Origin of the sequence: Ekhidna sp., assembly GCF_039940915.1 — a bacterium.
Taxonomy (GTDB): domain Bacteria; phylum Bacteroidota; class Bacteroidia; order Cytophagales; family Cyclobacteriaceae; genus Ekhidna.
In genome coordinates this window covers 1962137-1987263 of sequence record NZ_JBDVFO010000002.1, presented here as the reverse complement: position 1 = coordinate 1987263, position 25127 = coordinate 1962137, and the positions used below count along the sequence as shown (strand labels likewise).

Genomic DNA, 25127 nt, shown 5'->3' with positions numbered 1-25127 from the left:
ACCATGAAAAAAATAGTATTACTTATTCTTATTGCTACTTCACTGGGTCTTAGTGCGCAAGTAGTTAATGAAGATTTCAATGCCTCAAATGGCTCTTGGACTGGTTCTTCGGATTCCGGTGGTACGTATTGGGAGTGGGGAGATCCAACGGGAACCCTTATCAATGACGACAATGGTGGAGCCGGAAATGCTTGGGTGATCGGATTGGCCGGAGATTTCAGCATTCAGGAATTTGATGGTATTTACCTAACCTCGCAGAACTACAATCTTTCCAGTGTCACGAGCTCAGGCCTGATCTCAATGGCCATTTATCGAGATTTGGGAACATTCAATGATGGATTTGAAGATTTAAACGATCCGGTCCAGATGCAATACAGTATTGATAATGGAGTGAGCTGGAACCCGCTTGGGACCAGTGGCTCAGGTGCTAATTGGTACAACGATGCTATGATTGATGCCTGGACACTCAATTCAGGAGGGTGGGTGACTGCAACGCAAGAACTTCCAGCAGAGGTTTTAGGGCAGGCATCAGTTCAATTTAGATTTGAGATGTTTTCTAATGCTCCGATGGGGATGTATGGAAAAGAAGGATTTGCTTTTGATGATTTTCAGATTTTTTCTGGAAATACAGGCACGGATTTCCTGACAATGACAGTTGCGGGGGAATTGTTTTCTTCGTCTATTGATAGTGCTTCAAGAACAGTAACGCTATTTGTGCCGGATGGTACTGATGTCACCAGCTTATCGCCAACATTTACGCTCTCTAACGGAGCAACTTCGAGTATTACCTCCGGCACTTCTCAGAACTTTACTTCTCCAGTCACTTATACCATTACGGCAGAAATTACCAGTATCGTTGAAGATTGGACTGTTCAGGTAGTAACCCCGACTCCAACGATCACTCTTTTCCCGACTTCTGGGATAGAAGGCACGGAAGTTTCAATCTATGGAAAAGGCTTCAGCAATACCATAGCAAACAACAGTGTCTTGTTTGGTGGGGTAAGTGCTACAGTAACTTCTGCGAGCACCAATAAACTGGTTGTTTCTGTACCTGCAGGGGTGAGCTTAGGTATCAATGAAGTTAGTGTTGCCTCCAATGGGCTCAATTATTTCAGCGAACCAAACTTTACAGTTGTTTCTTCTGCGACTTCCGGAGTTTTCACTGACTATAAGTTGAGCGATTTTGACTTAGCCATCAATAAGGCTATCTCCTTAGAGGTTGCGGATTTTGATGCGGACGGAGATCTGGATTTTGCTTACGATGATGGGGCAACTCTGAAAATTGCAACAGTGCAAAACGGAAAAATAACAAGCACTGTTTCTGTAGCTAGTGGTAGATCTGTAACCACGTCCACTTTGATTTTGGAGACCTCAGATGTAGATAAGAATGGGTATCCGGATATCATAGCTGGAGGTGCAAGATTGGGATGGTTCAAAAACAATGGAGACGGCACCTGGGCAGACGAGCAAGTAATTGCTGAGGGCGCCACCTCTGAGTCAATTCTTGTTTTTGATTCAGATGCAGATTTTGACGATGATATTTTCACTTTTGATGGGTCAGATGTAGCACTCTACAAAAACTCGGGTAACCAATCTTTCAGTTTGTCAAATCCATCGGTGGCTAACAGCTTAGGCGTTCCAATAGACTGGGACGAGGACGGTGATATTGATTTGATTATAGCCGGGGAAGATGACATGACTTTCCAGCCAGCCATACTCCTACTTACAAACGTTGGGTCAGGGACCTTTACGAGAAGCACGCTCGCCTCAACCAGCCTGTCAACGCTTGAGAATGTACAAGTAGGTGATTTGGATAATGATGGTGATAACGACTTTGTTTATGCTGAATTGAATCAAATGTCTGGCGGAACTTCTATTGGCTACATCATCAATAATGGAGATGGCACCTTCGGAACTGAAGTTTCTATTAGCGCCAGCGCTACGTACCAAGAGGATAAACAGCTAAAATTAGGAGACCTGAATGGAGATGGATTTCTGGATATTGCCAGAACAACGGATGATGGATCTGGCAACGGATGGTTTTATATCTACTTGTCTAGTGGGTCGCTCACTTATGCTGAAACAGAACTGGATGGCAGCATAGCTGGACAGGACGTAGAATTGGTGGACATTAATAATGATGGAGACTTGGATATTTTACAGGAATCTTCAGCCTCAGGAGGTTATTTTCCATTGTATGTTCAAGGTAGTACGGACTTAAATTTTTCAAATTTTTCGTTTGCGGCGCAAACAGGACCAGCAACTATCAATACCACTGCTTTCACAGTAGATGTAGAAGTGAACTCAGGAGCTGATCTTACCGCTTTGGTTCCGACAATCGAGCTTTCGTCCGATGCTGTGTATTCTAACCCGCTATCAGGGGTAGTAAATGATTTCTCAAGCAGTGCTACATACACTGTAAGAACTGTAGATAATAGCTCTTCTACAACACAAGATTGGACGGTGACTGTGTTGCAGGTTCCGGCAGTTCCTGTTCCGGCAGCAGGTGTGGTAGAGCAAACCACAGTCTCTGTTTCGTGGAGCGAGATCAGTAATGCTTCAAGCTATGAGCTTCAGCTTAGTGAAACAATGGACTTCAGCACAGTCTTAAGCGGATTTGATCCATTGATTATCAATAGTGGGGTTGGTGCAACAGCGACAGCCGCGCTCGCTAATTTAACGGCAGGAACCACCTATTTTGCAAGGGTCAGAGCATCAAACGCAATAGGTACATTCTCGGCTTATTCGACGACAGTGACTATTTTAATGAAACCGGCTACTCCGGTAGCAACACTTGCTACTGACGTGCTTTCTGAGTCTTTTACCGCAAATTGGAATGCTGCAAACGGAGCTGCAAGTTATGATGTTGAGGTTTCCGAAAATACGTCCTCCTCAGTTGTTTTTAGTACAACAACCGCAGAAACATCTGTTTCGGTAAACAGTGGTTTATCTGCTGGGGTCACATACAAATATCAAGTGACAGCTACCAATGCATCTGGTACATCTCAGTCTTCCAATACGATTCTGGTGACTACCAATGTTCCACCTTCTGATCTTGATTTGGATAGCAAGTTTGTGGATGAAAATGCTCCGGTCGGTTCATTGGTAGGAACGTTTTTGATAACAGATCCGGACGATGTTACTCATACGTACGAATTTGTAGCTGGCACGGGTGACACAGACAATGCACTTTTCGATGTTAGCGGTTCAAACCTGGTGACCAAACAAGTTTTCAATTTTGAAGAGAAGTCCACCTATTCGGTACGGATGCGAGCAGTGGATGCACGAGGTGCAGCGAGTGTAGGACAACAATTTAATATTGGCATCAATGATGTGAATGATGCGCCAACAGCTGTGACATTAGAGACGAGTTGTTGCAGTCCACGTGGATTTGACCCTGAGGGGACAAAAGTTGCAGACTTGTTTGCTACTGATGAAGATGGAGATGCTGTCATCTTTGATCTGGTTGCTGGAGGGGATTCTTTTACCGTAAACAATACGACTAAAGCACTTTCGACCGCAGTTGTTTTCGAGACAGAAGTGGATTTGATTATTCCAATTCAACTTCGAGCGACAGATCCTGATGGTGCCAACGTAACTGAAAGCTTCAATGTGACCATCAAAGCTTTTGTGGATACTGAGAAACCAGTGTTGTCGCCTTCCCCTCAAAACGGGAGCACGTTCCTTTCCGGGGGACCGGAGAGAACACTGAGCGTGATGGTAGAGGACTTTAGGCTAAGAGAAGTTAAGTTCTTTTCAAGGCTATTGACTGAATCGGAATTTGTCTCAGAAGTACTCACAGAGGTGAGTGGCGCCTATGCCAAAACGGTACTAGAAGCAGACCTTGGTGTCGCCGGGTTTGAGTATTATTTTGAAGCTACAGATGAGGCGGGAAATGTAGGGTTTTCTGAATTGAGAACCATGGCACTTTCATTCCCGGAATCTGGAGCAAATGCGCCAAAGGTAGAGTCAGTCACAAAATTTGGCCGCACGGTGGATAGTTATCAGATCATCTCTATTCCTTTTGCTTTCAATGATCCTTCTGCCAAAAGAGTAGACGCTATTTTCAATGAATACAGTGGAGATCAGATCGGAGGAGAATACAGGATCATCAAATGGGATCCTACCCTTGGTGAAATGGGCGAATTAGCTGACCTGAGCCCCTCATCTTCCATAGAGTTAGGAGAAGGGTATTTTTTCATCTCCGCCAAAGAGCGTTCCATTACCATAGAGAGTGCAAATATAAATTTGCAGGATCCATTCCCTCTTGAGCTTAAGAGCGGCTGGAACCTTGTAGGAAATCCGTATAACATTGACATCAATTGGAATTCCGTTCTGACAAATAATGGAGCGGATGGTATTGTAGGTCAGTTGAGAGTTTTAGATACAGAAAATCCTGAAATCTGGCCGGAAAGTAACATCCTAAAAGTACTGGAGGGAGCTTTTGTATTTTCCAGTCAGGATATTACACTCAATCTCCGCTACACGGATGCATCTATTACTTTCGGTGGAGGGAGACTCAGCGAAAAGCCGAGCGCAGATTGGTATTTGCCGCTATCGCTCAAACAAGATGGCCTCATCCGTCACGGAGGTATTGGTATGGATAGGGATGCCAAACTATCGCTTGATCAATACGATGAGCCGGTGCTACCTCGATGGTTGAAGTTCCTTGAGATGAGTTTTGGGCATGATAATGACTTAAGTAGACTTAATACAGATGTGATCCCAACAGCGGACTCATATGTTTGGGAGTTTGTAGTTTCTTCCAGTCAGAAAGGAATTTCAATGCTCGAATGGGATGAGAATAGTTCGCAGGTTGCAAATCTTCAATTATTTGATCTCGGTTCAGGAAAAATCATTGATATGACTAAGCAATCATCCTACGAATTTGACCTGAGTGCCTCGTCATCATTCAAAATACTTTATAGCACAGATCCGGAAGAGACATTTGCCTTTGATGAGGTGGAAGCGCTGGAAGCTTATCCAAACCCATTCATTGAGTCTTTTAAAGTACCGCTTCGCTTGCCGAAAAGTAGCAAAGAATATGCCGTTCAGGTGGATCTTTTAGATCTCTCTGGTAAGCGAGTTATAGCTGGAGATTCTCAGTTTGCTTCCGGAGGAACTTTTGAATATTTCTTCAGAAAACCTGATGGAATTAAAACCGGACTTTACCTCTACCGAGTCACCATCGAAAACGATGGCAAAGTCCACAGCTATACCAAAAGAATTAAAGTACAATGAAATGAAAATTGAATCTATGCTCCATGCAATGGAGAAGTAGATAACCAATTGGAATTAAAAATTACAGACATGAAAAATATATTAAGCAGTTTATTGATACTCCTTGTGACGTGTTCGCAAGCTCAGTTAGTTTCAGATAAGACGAATGCTATCCGAATTGACGCAAGTCAGTCCGTGGAGGGTGAAGTGATTTTGCCATTTATATCTTGGGAATTTCCAACAAGAGAATACACCAATTCACAAGAGAAGAAAACCAAATTTGTGGCATCCATTGAGTCTAGTACACCCATCAAGGAAGTGAAGCTTGGTATTGGTAAGAAACGTGGAGCAAAGCCGTTGGCAACAACTACCATTGAGGTTCCGGAGAATACACTTAAGTTTCAAGTAGAAAAAGATATTTACCTCAGAGATGGGGAAAATGTAGTGAGCCTCATTGTGACCAGCGAGGATGGTGGAACCGTGGTGGATTACCGAAACGTGCTTGTTGGTCTGGATGCGATTTCCAAAGCCATTGATATCAACCGAAAAGACTATGCACTTTTGATAGGTACAGACAAGTACGACAATTGGTCTGATTTGGTCAATCCGGTGTATGACGTAGAAACTATTTCTGGGCTACTTTCAGAAAATTACAATTTTGATACAGAAGTATTGACAAACCCCGAGCAAGACGATTTTTTGGTAAAAATCAAAGAGTACTCCCAGAAGAAATACAAGCCGCAAGATCAATTGCTCATTTTCATAGCAGGGCATGGACAGTTTGACGAGTCATTTGGTGAAGGCTATATCGTAACGAAAGGAAGCTTACAAAACGACGAAGCTAAGACTTCATATATCCCTCATAGTGTACTGAGAAATATCATCGATAATATTCCATGTGAGCATATTTTGCTGGTGATGGATGTATGCTTCAGCGGAACATTCGATCCTGTAATAGCGAGAAGCAGAGCCTCCGTGTACGAAGATTTGGATGACGCTGAGTTACTCGTAAGAAAGCTTTCGAAGAAGACGAGAAGATACCTAACCTCAGGAGGCAAAGAGTATGTTTCTGATGGTGTGGCAGGAAGTCATTCACCATTTGCGCAACGCTTCATCGAAATTCTCAAATCGAGAGGTGGTGACGATAGAATTATTACACTGCATGAAATTTATCCAGTAATGCAAAGGTTGAAAACATTGCCTCGCACAGGAGAGTTTGGGCAAAATGAGAAAGACAGTGATTTTGTTTTTGTAGCAAAATAGTTTTTGTGATTTAGGTAGTGATGCAGCTCATTGACGAGTTGGTTAAAGGCATTTTTCGTGGTAGTGAGCTGCCTTTTTCATATGCATCCGTCCTCTTTAGCTAACATGTATTTATGTATTCATTGATCATCGCCTGATGCCAACATAGTTATGAAAATAAATAAGGTAATTTTTTTGTTGTTATGTCTCACAGTCGGCGCTAAGGGAAGTGGCCAAGTAACAGAATTGGATAGTCTGGAAATAGAGGCTCTTCGATTATTTTCTTCGCACGAATCACGGCCTGATGCTTTAAGCTTCATTGAGGAGCTGAGCGAGGGATCACCTGAAAAAGCCATTTTACTGTGTAAAAAATTGCTAAGTACCACTGAAGGCATAAAGGAGGATGAAGCTGTGATTGACCTCTACATGCTTCTCGCTGAAATTGAAAACGATGATTATCAATTAGATTCGGCAAAAGCCCATTTGCTGGAAGCCATACACTTTGCTAAGGCTCAAAATGAGCAGACTTTGGAGGCTGAAGCCACCCTGGAACTTGGACAGGTTTTAATGGAGTTGGATGATTCGCTTGCGATTCGAACGATAAAAGAATCGATTGCATTGGGGTTATGGGATACGAAACCAAAAGAATTAGCCAGGAGTCATTACATACTAGGAAGGGCTTTCAAATGGTTTAGTCAATACGACAGTGCTAGGCATTACATCAACATGACCATCGATATCTCGCAACATGCTAACCTTAAAGTTCAGGAAGCTGATGCATGGAACGTTTTAGGAAACATGGAGTCCAATGAGTATAACATCGTCGAAGGGCTCAAAAATTATCAAGAAGGCCTCAGGATCGCAGAAGAAATAGGGGATCTAGAACTAAAGGCACTGTTTTATGGAAACATTGCTATATCTCATGATGACTTAGAAGATTTAGATAAAGCAGAGGAATACTACTTGAAGACAATAGCGCTTGATCAACAACTGAAAACCAATCAAGAGCATTTATCTCAATTCAATTTAGGTATTCTATACATTGAACAAGAGCGCTATGAAGAAGCTCGGATGATGCTAATCAAAGCCTTCAATTATCGAAAGGCTAGAGGTATGAAGCGATATGAAATGACCGCTTCCGTAAGGCTTGCAAAGGTTTATTTTTTGTTGGGCCAGCCAGATTCAAGTCGGTTTTATCATGATAACACTGTTGGATTAATGGAAGAAGTTTCATCCAAATGGGCACGGTCCAGTGCACTTCAAATATTGGGTGAAATCAACCTAAAAGTAGAGAACCTAAGATTGGCCGAGGAGCAATTCTTGAACGCGTATCGGTTGAATTTAGAGATGGATCTTCCAGAGGAAAACGTGTATTTAGCTAACTATTTGTATGAGATCTACCTTTTAAAGGGAGATTATCGCGAAGCGCTGAAATACCTGGAGGAATATGTAGAAATAGCAGATGAGAATCTAAATAAAGAACAGGTCCGCGATGTTGCAAGACTTGAAGAACAATACAAGCATGAAAAAGAAATCATTCAAAAGCAGAATGAGATTGATTTACTTGAGAGCAAAGAACAGATCAGCAGATTACGCTCTACACTTGTCTTAGGAGGTACTTTACTTGTATTGATCATTGGATTCATCATTTCCAGAAATCGCATAAAAAGCAAGACCTTACAAGCAGAACAAGTGAAGGAAATGAGTGATTTCAAAGAGTCTATGACAGGCATGATTGTTCATGACATCAAAAACCCGCTTAGCATCATTTTAAACAGCACAGATGAGCGAGTGAATAAAGAAATGGCTGCAAGAATACTTCGACTGGTTAATGACATGCTAGACGTACATCGATTTGAAAACGCGAATGTTCCCTTGCAGATTGAGCGCGTTAAAGTCAAAGATCTGATAGATGCTGTGTTGCCTCAAGTCAAACCACTTGCCTTCGAAAAGAACATTGACCTGCAACAAGAATTTACAGATGGATTGGTAGAAGTAGATGTAGAAATGATCAGCAGAGTATTCATCAATTTGCTCACAAATGCAATCAAGTACGCCCCTTCAAGCAGCTCGATAGAAATAAAAACAGTGGAAGAAGAGGATGGCATTATCTTCTCTGTTACGGACCAAGGTCAGGGCATGACTAAAAAAGAACAGCAAATCATCTTTGATTCATTCGAGCAGGTTAGTCCAAAAGCATCGGGAGGGGTTGGATCTACAGGATTGGGGCTGACCTTTGTAAAACTGGCATTAGAAGCGCATGATACCGATATAGAGGTAGATTCTGAAGTGGGCAGAGGCACTACTTTTAAATTTAGATTGCCTAAAGCCATTGATTCGGATCTGAGCGAGCAAAACAGACGGAAAATGGACTTCTCCTCCTTTTCATCGATGGACAGAAACAGGATTGCCAATCAAATCTTAGCGTTGAAGAAATTAAATATTCATCAAATAGGCGAGATTGAAAAAGAACTCAACGAGATCGAGTTGAAAGAAAACGAGGACATCCATGAATGGGTGGAGGCTGTGCTGAATGCAGCCTATGCAGGTAATGTACAAGATTACTTCAGTCTGATCAACCAGGTTGAGACTGATAATTAATTGAGGATGGATACTGTTTCGTCCTAGCTAACACCTTCTTTATCGGTTAGTATAACCCCCGTTATACTTTGTCTATGCTCAAAATTTCGAGGCTGGTTACACACTAAGAACCTTTGTGGTTAATAATATTTTTTAAAAAATACCGAGGCAACTCTTTCACGAATTGACATGGCTCGGATCTGATAAAAAAGGATAACCATAAAAGCCCTTAGTTATGAAAACCATAGAAAACCAGTTCATCCAAAAGCTCAGTTTATTAATTTTTCTATTTACCGCATTATGTGCAGGAGCATTTGCGCAATTTGAGCCAGCATTGAATTTTGATGGCTCTGCTATATCAACCTATGACTACATTGAGGTTCCTGATGCCAATAGCCTTGATATCACGAACGCCTTCACTTTTGAAACCTGGGTCAGATTCGATAACGTAACAAATGGAGCGGGCGCCGCTGACGATTTTCAAGGTGTTTTTTATAAATCCACCTTTAATGGAAACTACGGACTAGCCTACAGTCGATCAGGTGTTTTACGATTCTATCACATAGGCTTTGGTGCCAGTATAACAGATTACAGTTGGGCGCCAGTCGTAGATACGTGGTATCATGTGGCTGTAACCTTCAACGGTACCAAATCGGCCATCATTGTTGACGGAACAGAAGTGGCTTCTCAAACAGACGTAGCGAGTAGCTTGACTCCAAATACTGAACCTTTAGTCATCGGAGCTTCACCATTTACCGGGGCGAGCACCTGGCCTTTTGAGGGTTCGATGGAGGAGATCAGAATGTGGAATATTGCAAAGACTGCTTCAGAGATCAATACCAGCAAAGACACGGAGTTAAAAGGCGATGAAAGTGGATTGGTGTTGTATTATCATTTCAATGAAGGAACCATAGGCGGAGACAACACGTCAATTTCGTTTGTTCGGGACAGAAGTCTTCAGGGAAATAACGGGACGCTCAATGGGTTTGTGCTCACGGGATCAACAGGCAACTTTGTTAGCTCTGCAGATTTAAGCTTAGCGACACCTTTTACCGATCAGACGATTACTTTTGGTGCACTGGCAAACAGAACATTTGGAGATGCTGACTTTACACTGAGTGTAACAGGCGGTAGTTCAGGCAACCCTGTCACTTTTAGTAGTTCAGATGAAACTGTCGCTACTGTTTCAGTATCTACAGTGACCGTTTTAGACGCTGGTAATACCAATATCACCGCTTTTCAGGATGGAGTTGGAACGACACGGCATGCAGAAGCTACACAATCCCTTACCGTTGATCCATTTACCACAAGCATTGCTTTGAATTTACCTGCAACTAATCCAAAATTCAACGGCATGCCTCAAGGTATTTCACCTACCGCCAACGACATTGATGGAAATCCAACACTGGCCATTTTGACTGAATATAGTCCGACAGGAGCAGGAACTTTTAGTACCACTGCACCAACCAATCCTGGAGTATATGATGTCCGTGCCAATTTGGATACCGAACCGAACTATTCTGCTTCTGAAGTGACCGGTACTTTAACTATTGAGTCAGCCGTTGGTCTCGATATTGCCGACACACTCAAGATTCAGGTTGAGGCAGGAAAGATGTTAGTTTACAATCTGGACATTGTCAATAGTGAAAGCACAAGCTTGGCATGGTCGCTTGCGCTTAGTGATACTTTAGGTTATGGCTATGAAACGGCTTTCTCAAAAGCCAATTTTGCCAGCTGGCAGCTTTCTCAAAATCAGGACAGGATCACTGATAATGTGTACATCACCAGAGGAGACAATAAAAGCATTTTCAATGCACGGACTGAGACTACCTCTTCGAACAGTATTTCCCCTGCTGATACCGAGTGGTCAAGGTCCAGTGCCAATGCAGCATCTTCATTTGATCCTTTCGTGACGATGCACGGTGGAAATCCGGGTTCTTTGGTAGGAGATACTGCTACCGTTCACTTGATAACAGATGATCAGTATCATGAAGTGGTATTCTCTACTTTCTCCGGTGGAAACTCGGGTGGTGGCTTTAGTTATACCCGAACCCCCATGCACGACTATATGGCGATCTCCGGAGTAGCTTCAGGAAATATTTCGGCACAATCTTTTGGCAGTAGTCAGATCACATTTGATGCGACAAACCTGAAGTCCGGACTTAATTATGGAATGATGACCTTAACCACCGATGATCCGGCTAACCCAACCATGATGGTAGTCACAGAAGTAGAAGTATTACCTGCTGCGGTATTTAGTCTTTCGGAAACAACCGTTGGTGATACGGTGGCGATAGCAGATGCTGCCACAACCATGACGTTCAAAATTCAAAATACAGGCGCTTCGGAGCTAACCTGGTCTACAACAACAAGTGGTCGTCCAAACTTCATGAATTTGGTAACGCTGGATGCATTCTCAGGCACGGTGCCGGCTGGAGGTGAAGCAACGATTACAGTTACTTTTGATGCGGCGGTTCATGGTTTTTATGAATGGCCAGTGACCTTTACGACCAATGATCCTGGAAATCCTAACCCGACCATGACCATCAGTATGCTGGCGACAGGTGTACCTTTTGCTGTGGTGGGCTCGCCAGGAGTAGCCTTCGACGATACATTCGTAGGTTACCAATCATCACAACAATTAAGCTTCAATAACACTGGAACGGATACACTTTTTGTGTACAATGCGGCAGTAGATCAGCCTGGCATTAGTCTTGCCGTCGATTCATTGACCATCCTGCCTAACTCGGGCTTACAAAGTCTTGAATTGGTGTTTGAGCCAACAATCGCTGGTGTGGTCAATGGAAATCTGACGTTTGATACCAACGATCCCACCAAGCTAAGTAACTCTCTTCCGTTTATGGGAACAGCCCTAGATCCCCCTGTCATTGATGTGAGTCCTGCGAGTATTACTCAAACCCTTACTGTAAATGATACAGTGGCCACACAAGTTACTATATCCAATACAGGCGGATCAGACCTCACCTGGACAGTAGTCGCTTCATTGCCAGATGCACCTGTATTTGTAGAAGGAGTCCCAGTTAATTTTGTTAGCGGTGGATTGAATCTCTCAGATAATATAAGTGCCAATGTGAATTTGACCAGAACTGCTATTGGAGTTGCTACAAATGACTTTTACAATACGGTTGAATATCCGACTTTCTCGGAGGTAAGAGATGAAAGTTCAACGCTCAGGTGGTCTCCTAAATCTACAAGTCTGAGTTCATCAGCTGATTACATCAATAATTTTGCAACCGTTAAAAATTCCTTAGGAGAGGCATTTATCGGTTCTACGATTTCTCTCCATTCGGTTGTTGATGGTCGGTATTTTGATATAGAAATATTGACCTACGAAGCACCATCAGGTCCATTTGCAAACTTTTCCTATAACCGGACGGAAGTTTTCCCAGGCGTTGGTACGACTGTTCTTAGTGGCACGACTGGTGCAGGAGGTAACTCACAATTTGACGTAGAATTTTATGGGGGAGGACTTACTACTGGTACGTTAGACGGTAGCTATACGATCACCTCAAATGATCCACTCGCACCTTCTCTGGTGCTCCCTATTAGTTTAACGGTAACAGGCGGAGAGGCTAACATGGCCACTACTAGTGCCACTGCTACTGCTGTAGATACACAAGTCAACCAGACCAGTGATTTCAGTCTGGAAATCAAAAACACGGGGAATGCACCGCTCAACGTCAGCGACGTTACAGTAAATGATCCTGCTTTTGGTATTGGAATGACATCATTTACAGTCCCGGCGAAGAGTACATATACTTTGCCTTTGAGCTTTGCTCCGACGTTAGTCCAAACCTACAATGCTACCTTGTCTGTCACTAGTGACGATCCAGCAAACTCACCATTTGATGTTTCTTTAACAGGAAATGGTGTAGCTGCCCCTGATTTCCAGGTGACATCCACCTTGATACAAGACACCTTGTCCGTTGGGGTAACCAATGCCAAAATGGTAAGCGTTATTAACAATTCTACTGGAGACCTGACTTGGAACATTGCAGGAGATGTATTTTTTGAAAAAGATGACTATGCTGATCCAAGTAGTGAGATAGCACAAGATCGCATTTCGGATTTTGTATGGCTGACACGAGGTGACAATAAACCAACGTATAACTACTTGGAAAATACATCTTATGATCCGGATCATACCTCTATCTTATTTGGAGATGGAACTACTTTTAGCCAGCCAACTTATGGTACATTCAATGCGACCTTTAATGGTTCCGCTGATGGACAGGTGGGCAATACCACTTCACTGTATTTAGTAGCCGAAGATCGCTATTTTGATTTGGCATACTCCAAGTGGACAAGTAATGATAATGGAGGGGGGTTCGCCTACACCAGAAGAGAGGCAGTGCCTTGGTTGGAGTTAGGAAGCTTTTCTGGTGCCGTTGCAGGAATTGGGCAAGAAGATGTGACTGCTACTTTTAAAACGAATGGTTTGGCAGCAGGTGACTATGAATTTACGTATGATGTAGCCACCAATGATCCGGCTAATCCTTTGGAAACAGTAACATTCCAGCTTCACGTGACTGGCACCCCTGACATCAATGTCACCTTTGCTTCGGACTCTGTTCGCTTTGGAGATGTGATTATTGGGCTGACGACTACTCTGCCGGTGACCATAAACAATGCAGGAGATTCTACCTTGACAGTTTCTGATATTGCTTTTGACAACATGGCGTTTGGTATCGATCAGACCAATTTCAAAGTAGAGCCTGGTAAGAATATCGTATTGAATGTTTCTTTCACGCCAACAATGGTTGCTACGTATAAAGCAGGTTTCACAATCACCAGTGACGATCCTGATGAAAGCCCGATTGAATTTGGTGTAAGAGGTTCAGGAATTGATGGACCAAACCTTGATTTGAATGTGATGACAATAAATCTTCAGTCCGTTGCAGGAGGGGTTGCCAGTGCGGACCTTACACTTTCAAATAGTGGTCAGCAATCGGTGAACTGGAACGTTGACAGTAAATACATCAGTGGTAGTGAAGTGACTTTTACTAGATCATCTGGTGCGGATTGGACACTTCCAGAAAATCAAGATCGCATAGCAGGAAATGTATGGATTACCCGCGAAGACTCTGGACCACTTTTCAATGCTTTCACCAACAATAATAATTTTATTTCATGGGCAGAAAACAAAACCGTATTGGGAGGAGCATTGCCTTCGTATGATCCAGATATATCAAATGAATTTGGTGGAGGAAGTAGTATGTCGAGTATTCCCGGTAACACTATGTCTCTTCAGTTGCCAGAAGTAAACCGTTTCTTTGACGTTTACTTTAATTCTTGGGCTAATGGAGGCGGTGGAAGTGGAAGCGGAGGGGGTTTCTCCTATACCAGAAATGAAGTTGCCACTTGGTTGTCCTCATCAGAAATAGCTGGAAGCATCGCTGTAAGTGGAGCTGATCAAATTGTAACTATTTCCACCGATGCAGCTAACTTGAGTGCAGGAACCTATTCAGCAAACTTAGTATTGGCAAGTACTGGTGTTGAGCCAGAGCAAACGGTTGTTGTGAACCTAACTGTCCTTGGTGCTCCTCAAATAGCCATTACCCAAAGTGCATTGGACTTTGGTGGTGTTATCGAAAACACCGAAGAAACGCTTGAATTAGAAATAGCTAACAATGGAAATTCCACACTAAATATTTCTGACTTTACGATAGACAACCCAACATTTAGTATATCAAATTCGCCTTTGGCGATTGAGGCAGGAGCCACGGCGTTGGTTCCGGTGATCTTTAGTCCTTCGTTGGTTCAGCCGTATACAGGAACACTCACCATCACGAATGATGATGCGACCAATTCGTCAGTAACAATAGATCTTTCTGGAGCGGGGATTAGTCCTCCTACGGCTTCAGTTGATGTGACAGAACTCAGTGAGTCCTTGTTTTTTGGAGCTTCCTCTGAGCAAACATTCACGATTCAAAATACGGGTAGCAGCGACCTTGAATGGAATCTTGCGGCCGACCCAACCGCAACAGCTTTTGTCAACCCCAATAGTGATGCGGTTACTTTCTCAATAGAAAGTGGGGTGATAGTTTCGGGCCAATCTCAACAAGTCATCGTCTCCTTTAATCCAAATGGAAACTTTACCGGAAGTTTTGAATTACCACTGCAGGTGGTGAGTAACGATCCAGTCAATACACGGATTGACATTCCACTTTCCTTAGTAATAGGAGGAATCACGATTAATACTTCGATTGCCGATCAATTAGAACAAGAGGGTTTTGTTTCTTCACAGTTTGATATTACTGGAATGTTTACAGACGCACAGGGAGATGCTTTGACCTACATTGTTACCAGTTCCGATGAATCTGTCGTCACAGTTTCGGAGCTGTCTGAGATGGTGACAGTTTCCGAAGCAGGAGGTACTGGAACAGCAATGATTTCCATTACCGCTGATGACGGAAAAGGAACTACGGAAACGTTTGATTTTGATTTCAGGGTAAATGCAACTCCAACGATAGCGAGTGCGATTGGAAACCAAGCCTATGAAAATGCATTTGGAACAGCAAACTTCGATTTGTCAACAGTGTTTAGTGATGCAGATGCCAGTGATGTGCTTACACATACTACCGTGACGAATGCAAGCGGGATAGTTTCTACTTCTATTTCGAATGGGATGCTTACACTGACAGAGCAAGGCCCAGGAACTGTGAATGTAACTTTAACTGCCGATGATGGGTCTGGAGGACAGGTTTCTGATGTATTTGAAGTGTTTGTCAACAAGATCAATCAAACGATCACTTTTAATGGATTGACAGATGTAACCTATGGGGATGCAGCGTTTGATCCTGGAGCTACGGCCAGTTCTAACTTAACAGTTAGTTACAGTAGTTCTAACACTGATGTAGCGACAACTTCTGGAACTACCATCACCATTGTTGGGGCTGGAACTGCGACCATTACTGCTTCACAAGACGGTGATGCATCCTACAATGCAGCGCTAGATGTTCAACAACAACTCATGGTGAATCAGGCGGCACTGACCGCTACAGCAGATGATCAAAGTAAGACTTATGGCGAAGCGAACCCGAGCTTCACGATTGGTTATTCTGGCTTTGTGAACGGTGATGATGCGAGTGTTCTGGATGCTGCACCATCTGCAAATTCCATTGCTGACGTTGGAAGTAATGTTGGAACGTATGCAATTACTGCTTCAGGAGGCTCGGATATCAACTACGCAATCACGCATGTAGATGGAACGTTGACGATAACCCAAGCGGCACTGACCGTTACAGCAAATGATCAAAGTAAGACTTATGGAGAAGCGAACCCGAGCTTCACGATTGGTTATTCTGGCTTTGTGAACGGTGATGATGCGAGTGTTCTGGATGCTGAACCATCGGCAAGTTCCGTTGCTGACGCGGCGAGTGATGCGGGAATGTATGCAATTGCTGCTTCTGGAGGCTCGGACATCAACTACGCAATCACGCATGTAGATGGAACGTTGACAGTCACCCAAGCGTCATTGACCGCTACAGCAGATGATCAAAGTAAGACTTATGGAGAAACGAACCCGAGTTTCACGATCGGTTATTCTGGCTTTGTGAACGGTGATGATGCGAGTATTCTAGATGCTGTGCCATTGGTGAGTTCCATTGCTGGTGTTGGAAGTAATGTCGGAACGTATGCAATTACTGCTTCAGGAGGCTCGGGTATCAACTACGCAATCACGCATGTAGATGGAACGTTGACAGTCACCCAAGCGTCTTTGACAGCAACAGCAGGTGATCAAAGTAAGACTTATGGAGAAGCGAATCCAAGTTTCACGATTGGTTATTCTGGCTTTGTGAACGGTGATGACGCAAGTACCCTGGACGCTGCGCCATCGGCAAGTTCAGTTGCTGACGCAACAAGTAATGTTGGAACGTATGCAATTGTTGGATCAGGAGGCTCCGACATCAACTATGCAATCACACACGTAGATGGAACGCTAACAATAACGCAAGCATCATTGACGGCTACTGCAGATGACCAAACCATCAATGAAGGAGATGCATTACCTACTTTCACAATTTCTTATGCAGGTTTTGTGAATGGAGAAGATGCCTCCGTATTGGATACTGCTCCAAGTGCGAATACCTCTATCGTAGATTCTTCCATTCCGGGTGTATACGATATCACTGTATCCGGGGGTACAGACAACAACTATGATTTCAGCTACCTGAATGGCGCACTAACCATTCATGAGGTCTTAGGATTAATCAAGAATAGTGACATTAAGATATATCCTAATCCCGTAACAGACTATTTGATGATTTCAAATGCGAAGGCTGCTAAAATTGTGCTATTCGATTTAGGGGGGAAACAAATACTTTCCAAGGGGATAAGCGGAAAAGTTGATTTAACGAATCTACGAAAGGGTTCTTACTTAATTCAACTGAGGGATCAAGAGAATGCTTTGATTTACTCGGGTCGCATTATCAAGAACTAATGAAAGATAAACTAAGGTAGGCATTTACGAAGGTAGATGCTTTGAGGGCAGTCAATGACTGCCCTTTTTATTACCTATAAATCCGAAGGGTTGAAAACAGCCTGTTTCAGTTCTCTTTTTTTCTTAAAAAAAGCAACATTAAAAAAGTCCCGTAATATTCCCTTTTTCATCTATGTCGATGTTTTCGGCTGCTGGTACTGAAGGAAGACCAGGCATCCTCAGCATCTTTCCGGTAATCGGTATGATAAATCCTGCGCCGGCTGCTATCTCTACTTCTCTGATATTTAACGTGAAGTTGCTTGGTCTTCCATAAGACGCGGCATCATCTGAAAAGGAGTTTTGAGTTTTAGCCATGCATACCGGAAAATTTGAAAACCCGAGTGCGTCAGCACGTTTCAGCATGGCATTGGCACTTGCACTGTATACAATTTTATTCGCTCCATAAATACGTTCTGCGATGGATTCAATTTTTTCCTTAAGAGAATCTTCAAGTCGATAAGTAGGAACAAATGGATCGGTACTCAAATCAGCAGCGGTCACCACTTTTTGAGCCAATTCTTCCATGCCTTTCCCTCCATTCTTCCATCCATCGGAGTAGGCAATTTCAACCTTAAGCTCGTTGCATCGATCAATGATGCATTGCATTTCTTCCTCGGTATCAGCTAGAAACTTATTGATGGCCACAACTACCGGAACTTTAAAAGACTTAATGTTTTCGATGTGCTTTTCAAGATTGCTGAGCCCCTCGTTAACTGCACCTACATTGGGTTTTTGCAGCTGGTCTTTTTTCACTCCACCGTGATATTTCAATGCTCTTACTGTTGCGACGATAACAACAGCACTCGGACTAATTCCACCGGCTCTACATTTTATGTTAAAGAATTTTTCGGCACCCAAATCTGCTCCAAACCCAGCTTCCGTGACCACATAATCTGCCAAAGAGAGACCAATTTTGGTAGCTACAAGCGAGTTGGTACCCTGAGCGATATTAGCGAAAGGTCCTCCATGGATAATCGCAGGGTTTCCCTCCAGCGTTTGCACGAGGTTAGGCTTAATAGCATCCTTGAGTAGAGCCGCCATTGCCCCATGGGCGTTTAAATCTTTGGCAAAGATGGGATCTCCTGAAAAAGTATCACCTATATAAATGTTTCCCATCCGCTCCTTTAAATCAGCCAGGTCTTTCGCGAGGCATAGAATGGCCATGATTTCTGACGCAGCAGTGATATTGAAGCCCGACTCTTGCAAAAATCCTCCCTGCTTACCTCCCAAACCAGTCACAATATGCCTGAGCGACCGGTCATTCATGTCCATTGCCCACCGCCATTTTACGGTACGTGGATCTATGCCCAAGTTTCTGGAACGCCCATAAATGTTGTTATTAATGAGTGCGGACAAGAGATTATTAGCCTTTTCAATGGCGGCAAAATCTCCATTAAAATGCAGATTGATATCTTCCATGGGAATAAGCTGAGAATAGCCACCCCCCGTTGCTCCACCTTTTATTCCAAAAACAGGACCCAGCGAAGGCTCCCTTAAAACAGCAATTGCTTTCTTCCCTATTTGATTCAGCCCATCTGAAAGTCCGACAGAAACCGTTGTTTTACCCTCTCCGGCCGGTGTTGGAGTAATTGCTGTCACAAGGATCATCTTGCTTTTCTCTACACGCCTTTCATCTATGTAGGATAAGGGTATTTTAGCTTTATATCGGCCATACTGCTCTATCTCACCATTGTTTAAGCCAAGCTTTTTAGCAATTTCATCAATCGGTTGCATGGTCGCTGCTTGAGCGATTTTAAGGTCGGGGTTTATGCTGCTCATTCTGTAATTTTTGGTGCCAAAATAGGTGAGACAATGGTGGAGTCATATGATCATTGTCAATCAAAAAACTGCCAATTATCTGCTTGCAAAATGAAAGGTTTAGGTTAAAATCTTACTTTGCTTCTTCTAAGATAGTCCCTATCTGCACAATGTGACGCTCTTCGTGTGCGAGAATGAATCGAAAGCATTCCGGCACATAGAATTTCATTTTCTCTCCAAGTGCGGTTGGCATTTTAATATTTTTCAAATTCTTGGTTCTGGCTTGCTTCAGTAGCCCGTTAAATGCTTCTTTGTTTTTTAGAAATAGATCCAAAGTCTCATGTTTTTTATTGGGCTCAGTTATTGGATTGAAAAAATCAAACGTCTTCATTTTAAACCTGCGTTTTTTCCCCTTGGGTTTCATGGCATAAATGGACATCCTGCCCAAAATGGTTGACTGATAGTCTAAGACTTCATCAGCAGGTAAATCCGGCGCTGAGTCAATGGCCATCTTAAAGTTGTCAAGGTATTTTTCATAGACTCGATTTAAGTGACCAACCACTTCCAGGGCTGACCATTTTTTTTCATTCACCTTCCAATTGAGTTTGCTGTCTGATAATTCCGCGACATCAGATTTGATGTAGTTTTTAAGGGTATTGGACTGTTGCAGAATTTGTTCAAAATTTACTTCCATATCTTTTATCTTTTTTGACAAGTCAAAGCTCTGTGATCGAAACAATAAAAAAATTGATATAGATCAATTAATCGCGCATGGCTCTGAGCCTGCTAAAAGTCTCGGGGGTCATATTTAAGTAACTAGCCAGATACTTTTGAGGTATCTGAAGCAGCTCATTTGGACACCTTTTTATGAAAGCATCAAAACGTTCCTTTGCCGTAAGCGTCAACATTTCTACTTCTCTGCTGCCCCTTCCAAAAAGAATGGCTTCTATGAAGTGCGTTCTCCAGCGATAAAACTCCGGAAATAACGTGAAAAGCGCATCATATTTTTCTTTGCTGATTGCGATGAGCCTGGAGTCAGTAAGCGCCTCCATGAAATAAGCAGATGGGGTTTGAGTCACAAAAGAATCGTAGATTCCTGACGGAGAACCTTGGTAGGAAAAGCCAAAAATTACTTTCTCACCTTTATTATTTAAAAGATACCCAGCTTGCACACCAGAGAGCGCAAAGTAAAAGTACCTGGCCGTTGCTCCACCTTCCACCAGAAAAGATCTTTGGGGATAGGACATCTCAACAAAGTTTTCTGATAGAAAAGAATAGGCTTCATTACTAATGGAGATGTACTTCCCAAAGTTTGAATCGAATATTGATTTTACTTCTGACGTCAATTGAATCTGCCTGTTTGGTATGCTAATTAACCCAATAGCCACGACACTTGCTAGTTCTTCGACAGGTGATAACTCCCTAAGTGCCTTTCGAGAATCAATATGCTTGTAATAGCACGCTAGTGGTTGGAGCAAGAAATGAATCTGTAATAAAAAACAAAAAGCGGCTCCACCACGAGCCGCTCTATTTTGCATCCGTTAAATTAGGATGCTCCGCCTTAGTATCACTACCACATAAATGCTAAAGCTGTTTTATTTGTGTTTGGAAATACTTCATCATTTGCTATTTGCCAATTTTCCAATCATCTGCAGGCGTGCCAAAGAAGCAATTGGGAGTTACTGGAAAATCAGCGGTAATGACATAATAATAAGTGCCATCAGGAAACTCTGGAGTGACGCCTTCTCTACCATTACACTCATCCAAATCTCCCAGACCATTTACATATTCAAAGTCTTGTATATAAAAGCCATCATGATCCCCATCAGGGTAGTCTTCTCCGGCAATTCCAGTTCCAGTTCGTGCACCACTTTTTAGTTGGTAGCTTGAAAGCAGCTCTTTAATACTGCTTGTTGGATCATTGGGATCACTATATCCATATTTATAATAGATAGGGAAGCCATCAGCAGCAAACCCATAGATGAGCGAATGCCGCGAACCATCTTCTTGATCTGCCAACCCGACAATATCGCCATGATAGTGATAATTGCCTTGTGAGGTCACATGAGCGCCATAGGCATCCAAGCCTGTTTCATCTTCTTCTGTCACTTTTGCTTGCCATTCCCAGTTTTGCTCACCAGTGTCTGGGTGTTCCCAAGGCTTCAATCCCATCGGGTGAAACTCAACACCATTTGTGGCAATGCCAAACTGCCAGAAATTGTCATTGGATGGAGTAGGACCACCGGTTTCATCATAAACCAAAATCGCCTGACCGGTATAGCTCGGTGTTAAGTCTAGTTCCCGTGTTACCTCAATGGCAGTGGGGTCAGCATTAGGAAAATTTCCCACCGCATGATTTGAGAGTTGATTAGAAGTTATAATTCTTAGATCAGAGGATATATCAAAACACACTTGACCTTCCGTCGTGCTCGTTGTTACACAGTTATCAGTGCTTTGATTTTCTGTACTTTGAGAATTATCGTAAGCTGAGCCTGATTTCGGGATGACCTTGAAATAGTAATCAGTGTTTGCTGAAAGCAATGAAACTTCCAATGCACTGATGGTGGCTCCACTGTAAATCACTTGCTCTCCATATCCAATATAAGTGGTGCTAGCCAACTGGCTAGTAGCATCACTGATGTCAGAAAAAGAGTTTTCTGTATTGATTACCACCAGGTAGCTATCGGCTCCTACATCTGTCCAACTATCAATAGTAATCGCATTACCTGATGGAGTACCAAAAGTCAGTTCAATATCTGTATTTGATTGATCATTGTCTTGTAAGGTTATCGTAACATTCTGAGTACTGGATGTCAATGCGCTTGGAAGCGTACCAAATGATATTACTATAGTCTCATCTTGTTCAACCTCCTGGTCATCTGTAATGTTGATTACATAAGTTGCTGAGGTTGCATTGGCTGTAATCTGCACTTCTGAACTTGAAACGGAGAAATCTGAATCAGTTGTGGTGCCTGAGATTTCCAGCGGAATAGTTATGGTGCCACCAGTGACGTTTTCCTTATCAAGCGATACGGTAAGTTCAACAGATCCATCGCCTTCAGTTACTGTTTCTTGTGAGGCTGACATACTTACGATAGCTGAGAACTCAGGAGAGTCATTATCCTGAATGATTACGGTAGCTTCAGTGGAAGTTGAAGATACCCCCGCAGGTAGGGTTCCAAGAGTAAAAATGATCGTTTCATTTTCTTCAACATCTGCATCATCGGTTACCTCAATGGATATCGTAGCGGATGCTTCGTTTTGTTCGATCTGTGCGACCAGGGTCGGAGCAGTGTAGTCTTCAGAAGCGGTAGCAGAGCCGGACAATGTAAAAGGGATGCTGATAGCAGACCCTGACGTATTGTCATCACTAATTTGTACAATGAAAGTGGCAACTCCGGCCCCTTCAGATACGGCCATTTGAGGAGCCGAGACAGTTACAGACGTAGAAAATTCAACGATGGAATCCTTATCTTCCCCGCAGCTAAAAAAGAGCACGGAGAACATGGCTAAAAGTGTCGAGTAATAGTATTTTTTCATGATAATGATGGATTGCTTTTTTAACTATTCGTAGAATGCTGTTGTAGAAGTTCTGTTCTTATTGAGTCGAAAAGACCTGCTGCGATTGTTCAGCTTTAGTTTGATGATGTTGTCATGACCTTCGAACAAATCGATCATGCAGGTATTCCTAACCTCTACTTCCCTGATTTTGGTTGCACCTACCTTTAATGAGCCCTTCAGGTGTATGTTGAGCCGGCCAAATTCGATTTCATTGATTACTAGGGATGTACATGCTCCATTGATATTAATGGCTAGTTTATCGTTGAGATACTCAAATGCGAGTCCCATGATGTCTCCCTTGGGAAACTCAGCAGGAAATGTGGCCGCCAATGTTTTTAGAAAATCTTCTTTGTCTAAGGAAGCGGATATTATCAGTCCGGACTCATTTTCAGATATTTCGAAAATGGCCATTTTTATGTCATGGCTATAGCCAAGATGCAGTACTAGCATTAATAGTATGCTGAGTGTTTTTTTCATCGCTCGTAAGAATGTTCAGGTCGGTTCATTTTTCCTCAGTGAATGACAAAATCAAAGCGGTAAAGTATAGATCGCTTGTGGGTTTGTCATTTGCGTGTTTCGGAGGTATAAAGAGCAGTATGATAAATACCCTACCAGAGTATTGCTGAAATTATTTCACCATTTATTGGAGCAATATGCAAATCGTCAGTGAACGTATTAAAAACATCAGCAGCATCTCGCTACCTTTGCACTTTCTAAAGCGATTAACTTAACGGCGTGAGTGCTAAAAAATCAATATGTGAAGACCATGTTTTTCATGATGTTTACACAGATCATGAGATAGCTGTAAGAAATTTCCTCTTCTACAAATTGGGAGATTTGGAGAAGGCGAGGGACTTTGCTCATGAAGCCTTTATAAGGTTGTGGAATAACTGTTCGAAGGTGGCTGTCGAGAAAGTGAAAAGTTTTTTGTTTACTACGGCGAATCGTCTTTTTTTAGATCACTACAATCATCAAAAAGTAGTGCTGAAATTTGAGTACCGCTCAGATAGATCTGAAGATAGAATGGAGCAAAATCCAGAATTTTTGTACGAAGAGCAAGAGTTTAAGCACCGGTTAGAGTCAGCTGTTTCAGACCTTCCTGAAAAACAGCGCGTAATTTTTCTTATGAGTAGGATTGATAAATATAAGAATAAGGAAATTGCAGAATTGATGGAAGTCTCCATTAAAACTGTTGAGAAACACATCAGCAACGCGATCAAAGCATTGAAGACAAATTTGGATGAGCTATCAAACCTTAAAGTATAAGGAGGGTTTTTTATGGTTTCTCCTTTTTAAATGTGAAAAGCAAGAAAATGGATGACGTTTTATCAAAATGGCTGAATGGCGAATGCTCGGATGAAGAGTTAAAATCTGCTCTGGGAGAAGATGAAGCCAAAAAATACATCCAGATCGTAGGAGAAGTGGATAGCTGGGTTCCTGACCAATCCTCACAGCTTTCAGATCCAGGAACTATTACCTCCATGCCCAAAGCGAAGATTAGATCGATGCGACCTTGGATGAGTTACGCGGCAGCTGCGGTTGTTGTACTCACCATTGTGTCTTATTTCTGGATTTTGATGGGAGACAATACCGTCACCTATTCGTCTGCCATCGGTGAAGTACGTGAAATTGTACTCCCAGATGGAATCTCAACCGTTACGCTTGCGCCTAATTCTGAGGTTTCCTGGGATAAAGAGGATTGGGGAGAGGCAGTAGCCATGAAAGAAAATCGATCGGAGGAGCTTTCAGCAAAAGGAAGAAAAGTGAAGCTTAAAGGCAAAGCACTCTTCAAAATTGAAAAGGGAGATAATTTCAGCGTTGAATCATCAATGGGTGTCGTAGAGGTATTGGGGACTGTTTTCGAAGTAGATGACTTTAGTGAAGGAATCAGTGTTTTATGTTTCGAAGGAGAGGTAAGAGCTAAGCCAAAGCGAAACAAGAAGTCTGTGAGGATGATTCGCGGTGTAGGGTATTTGTTCATTGATGGAAAATGGGAAAAAAAGAAAGTGTCGGGATCTTTGCCCAGCTGGATACAAGGAGAAACCGAATTTGAAAATGCCCCTCTGGTACAGGTTATCAAATCGCTGGAGAAAACATATGGAGTTACAATTAAGCGCGAAGGAGTAAATTTATCCAGACGCTTTACTGGCACCATTCCAAATGATAAGTTAGAAGTTGCCTTAAGGCTTGTATTCAAACCGTATGGTATTGATTATGAACGTCAAGGAAAAGAAATAACCCTATCTGAAGATAATTAGCATTT

Annotated in this window: 11 protein-coding genes; 6 read left to right on the top strand and 5 right to left on the bottom strand. The window is 42.7% G+C overall.

Annotation, left to right across the window (positions count from 1 at the left end; all coding sequences use genetic code 11):
- Positions 1–3: 3 nt before the first annotated feature.
- The 4 genes from ABJF57_RS13940 (at position 4) to ABJF57_RS13925 (ending at position 17506) form a co-directional block, all read left to right on the top strand.
- Positions 4–5241: an FG-GAP-like repeat-containing protein gene (locus ABJF57_RS13940; RefSeq protein ID WP_462230099.1), complete on the top strand. Its 5238-nt coding sequence runs from the start codon at positions 4–6 to the stop codon at positions 5239–5241.
- A gap of 69 nt (positions 5242–5310) precedes the next feature.
- On the top strand, positions 5311–6483 hold the full coding sequence (locus ABJF57_RS13935; RefSeq protein WP_462230097.1) for a caspase family protein: 1173 nt from the start codon (positions 5311–5313) through the stop codon (positions 6481–6483).
- Between the two features lie 150 nt (positions 6484–6633).
- Positions 6634–9063 carry an ATP-binding protein gene (locus ABJF57_RS13930; RefSeq protein WP_462230095.1) on the top strand — a complete coding sequence of 810 codons (2430 nt, stop codon included), beginning with the start codon at positions 6634–6636 and terminating at the stop codon, positions 9061–9063.
- Between the two features lie 214 nt (positions 9064–9277).
- Positions 9278–17506 carry an MBG domain-containing protein gene (locus tag ABJF57_RS13925; RefSeq protein ID WP_462230093.1) on the top strand — a complete coding sequence of 2743 codons (8229 nt, stop codon included), beginning with the start codon at positions 9278–9280 and terminating at the stop codon, positions 17504–17506.
- A gap of 138 nt (positions 17507–17644) precedes the next feature.
- On the opposite strand, the gene ABJF57_RS13920 is transcribed toward ABJF57_RS13925, so the two are convergent.
- From ABJF57_RS13920 to ABJF57_RS13900, 5 genes are all read right to left on the bottom strand, one after another.
- The gene (locus tag ABJF57_RS13920) at positions 17645–19324 is read right to left on the bottom strand and encodes a formate--tetrahydrofolate ligase (RefSeq protein ID WP_462230091.1); all 1680 of its coding nucleotides are present in this window, start codon (positions 19322–19324) and stop codon (positions 17645–17647) included.
- A gap of 112 nt (positions 19325–19436) precedes the next feature.
- Positions 19437–19997 (bottom strand): DinB family protein, encoded by a 561-nt coding sequence (locus ABJF57_RS13915; RefSeq protein ID WP_462230089.1) that lies wholly within the window; start codon positions 19995–19997, stop codon positions 19437–19439.
- A gap of 67 nt (positions 19998–20064) precedes the next feature.
- Positions 20065–20841: a Crp/Fnr family transcriptional regulator gene (locus ABJF57_RS13910; protein ID WP_462230087.1), complete on the bottom strand. Its 777-nt coding sequence runs from the start codon at positions 20839–20841 to the stop codon at positions 20065–20067.
- Positions 20842–20929: 88 nt separating this feature from the next.
- Positions 20930–22843, bottom strand: coding sequence for a YHYH protein (locus ABJF57_RS13905; RefSeq protein WP_462230085.1), 1914 nt, complete (start codon positions 22841–22843; stop codon positions 20930–20932).
- A gap of 24 nt (positions 22844–22867) precedes the next feature.
- A complete protein-coding gene (locus ABJF57_RS13900) occupies positions 22868–23341 on the bottom strand; it encodes a DUF6702 family protein (RefSeq protein ID WP_462235945.1) in 474 nt (157 codons plus the stop codon).
- Between the two features lie 258 nt (positions 23342–23599).
- Between ABJF57_RS13900 and ABJF57_RS13895 the strand changes: the two genes are divergently transcribed.
- On the top strand, positions 23600–24130 hold the full coding sequence (locus ABJF57_RS13895; RefSeq protein WP_462230081.1) for an RNA polymerase sigma factor: 531 nt from the start codon (positions 23600–23602) through the stop codon (positions 24128–24130).
- Between the two features lie 32 nt (positions 24131–24162).
- Positions 24163–25122, top strand: coding sequence for a FecR family protein (locus tag ABJF57_RS13890; RefSeq protein ID WP_462255578.1), 960 nt, complete (start codon positions 24163–24165; stop codon positions 25120–25122).
- Positions 25123–25127: the final 5 nt, after the last annotated feature.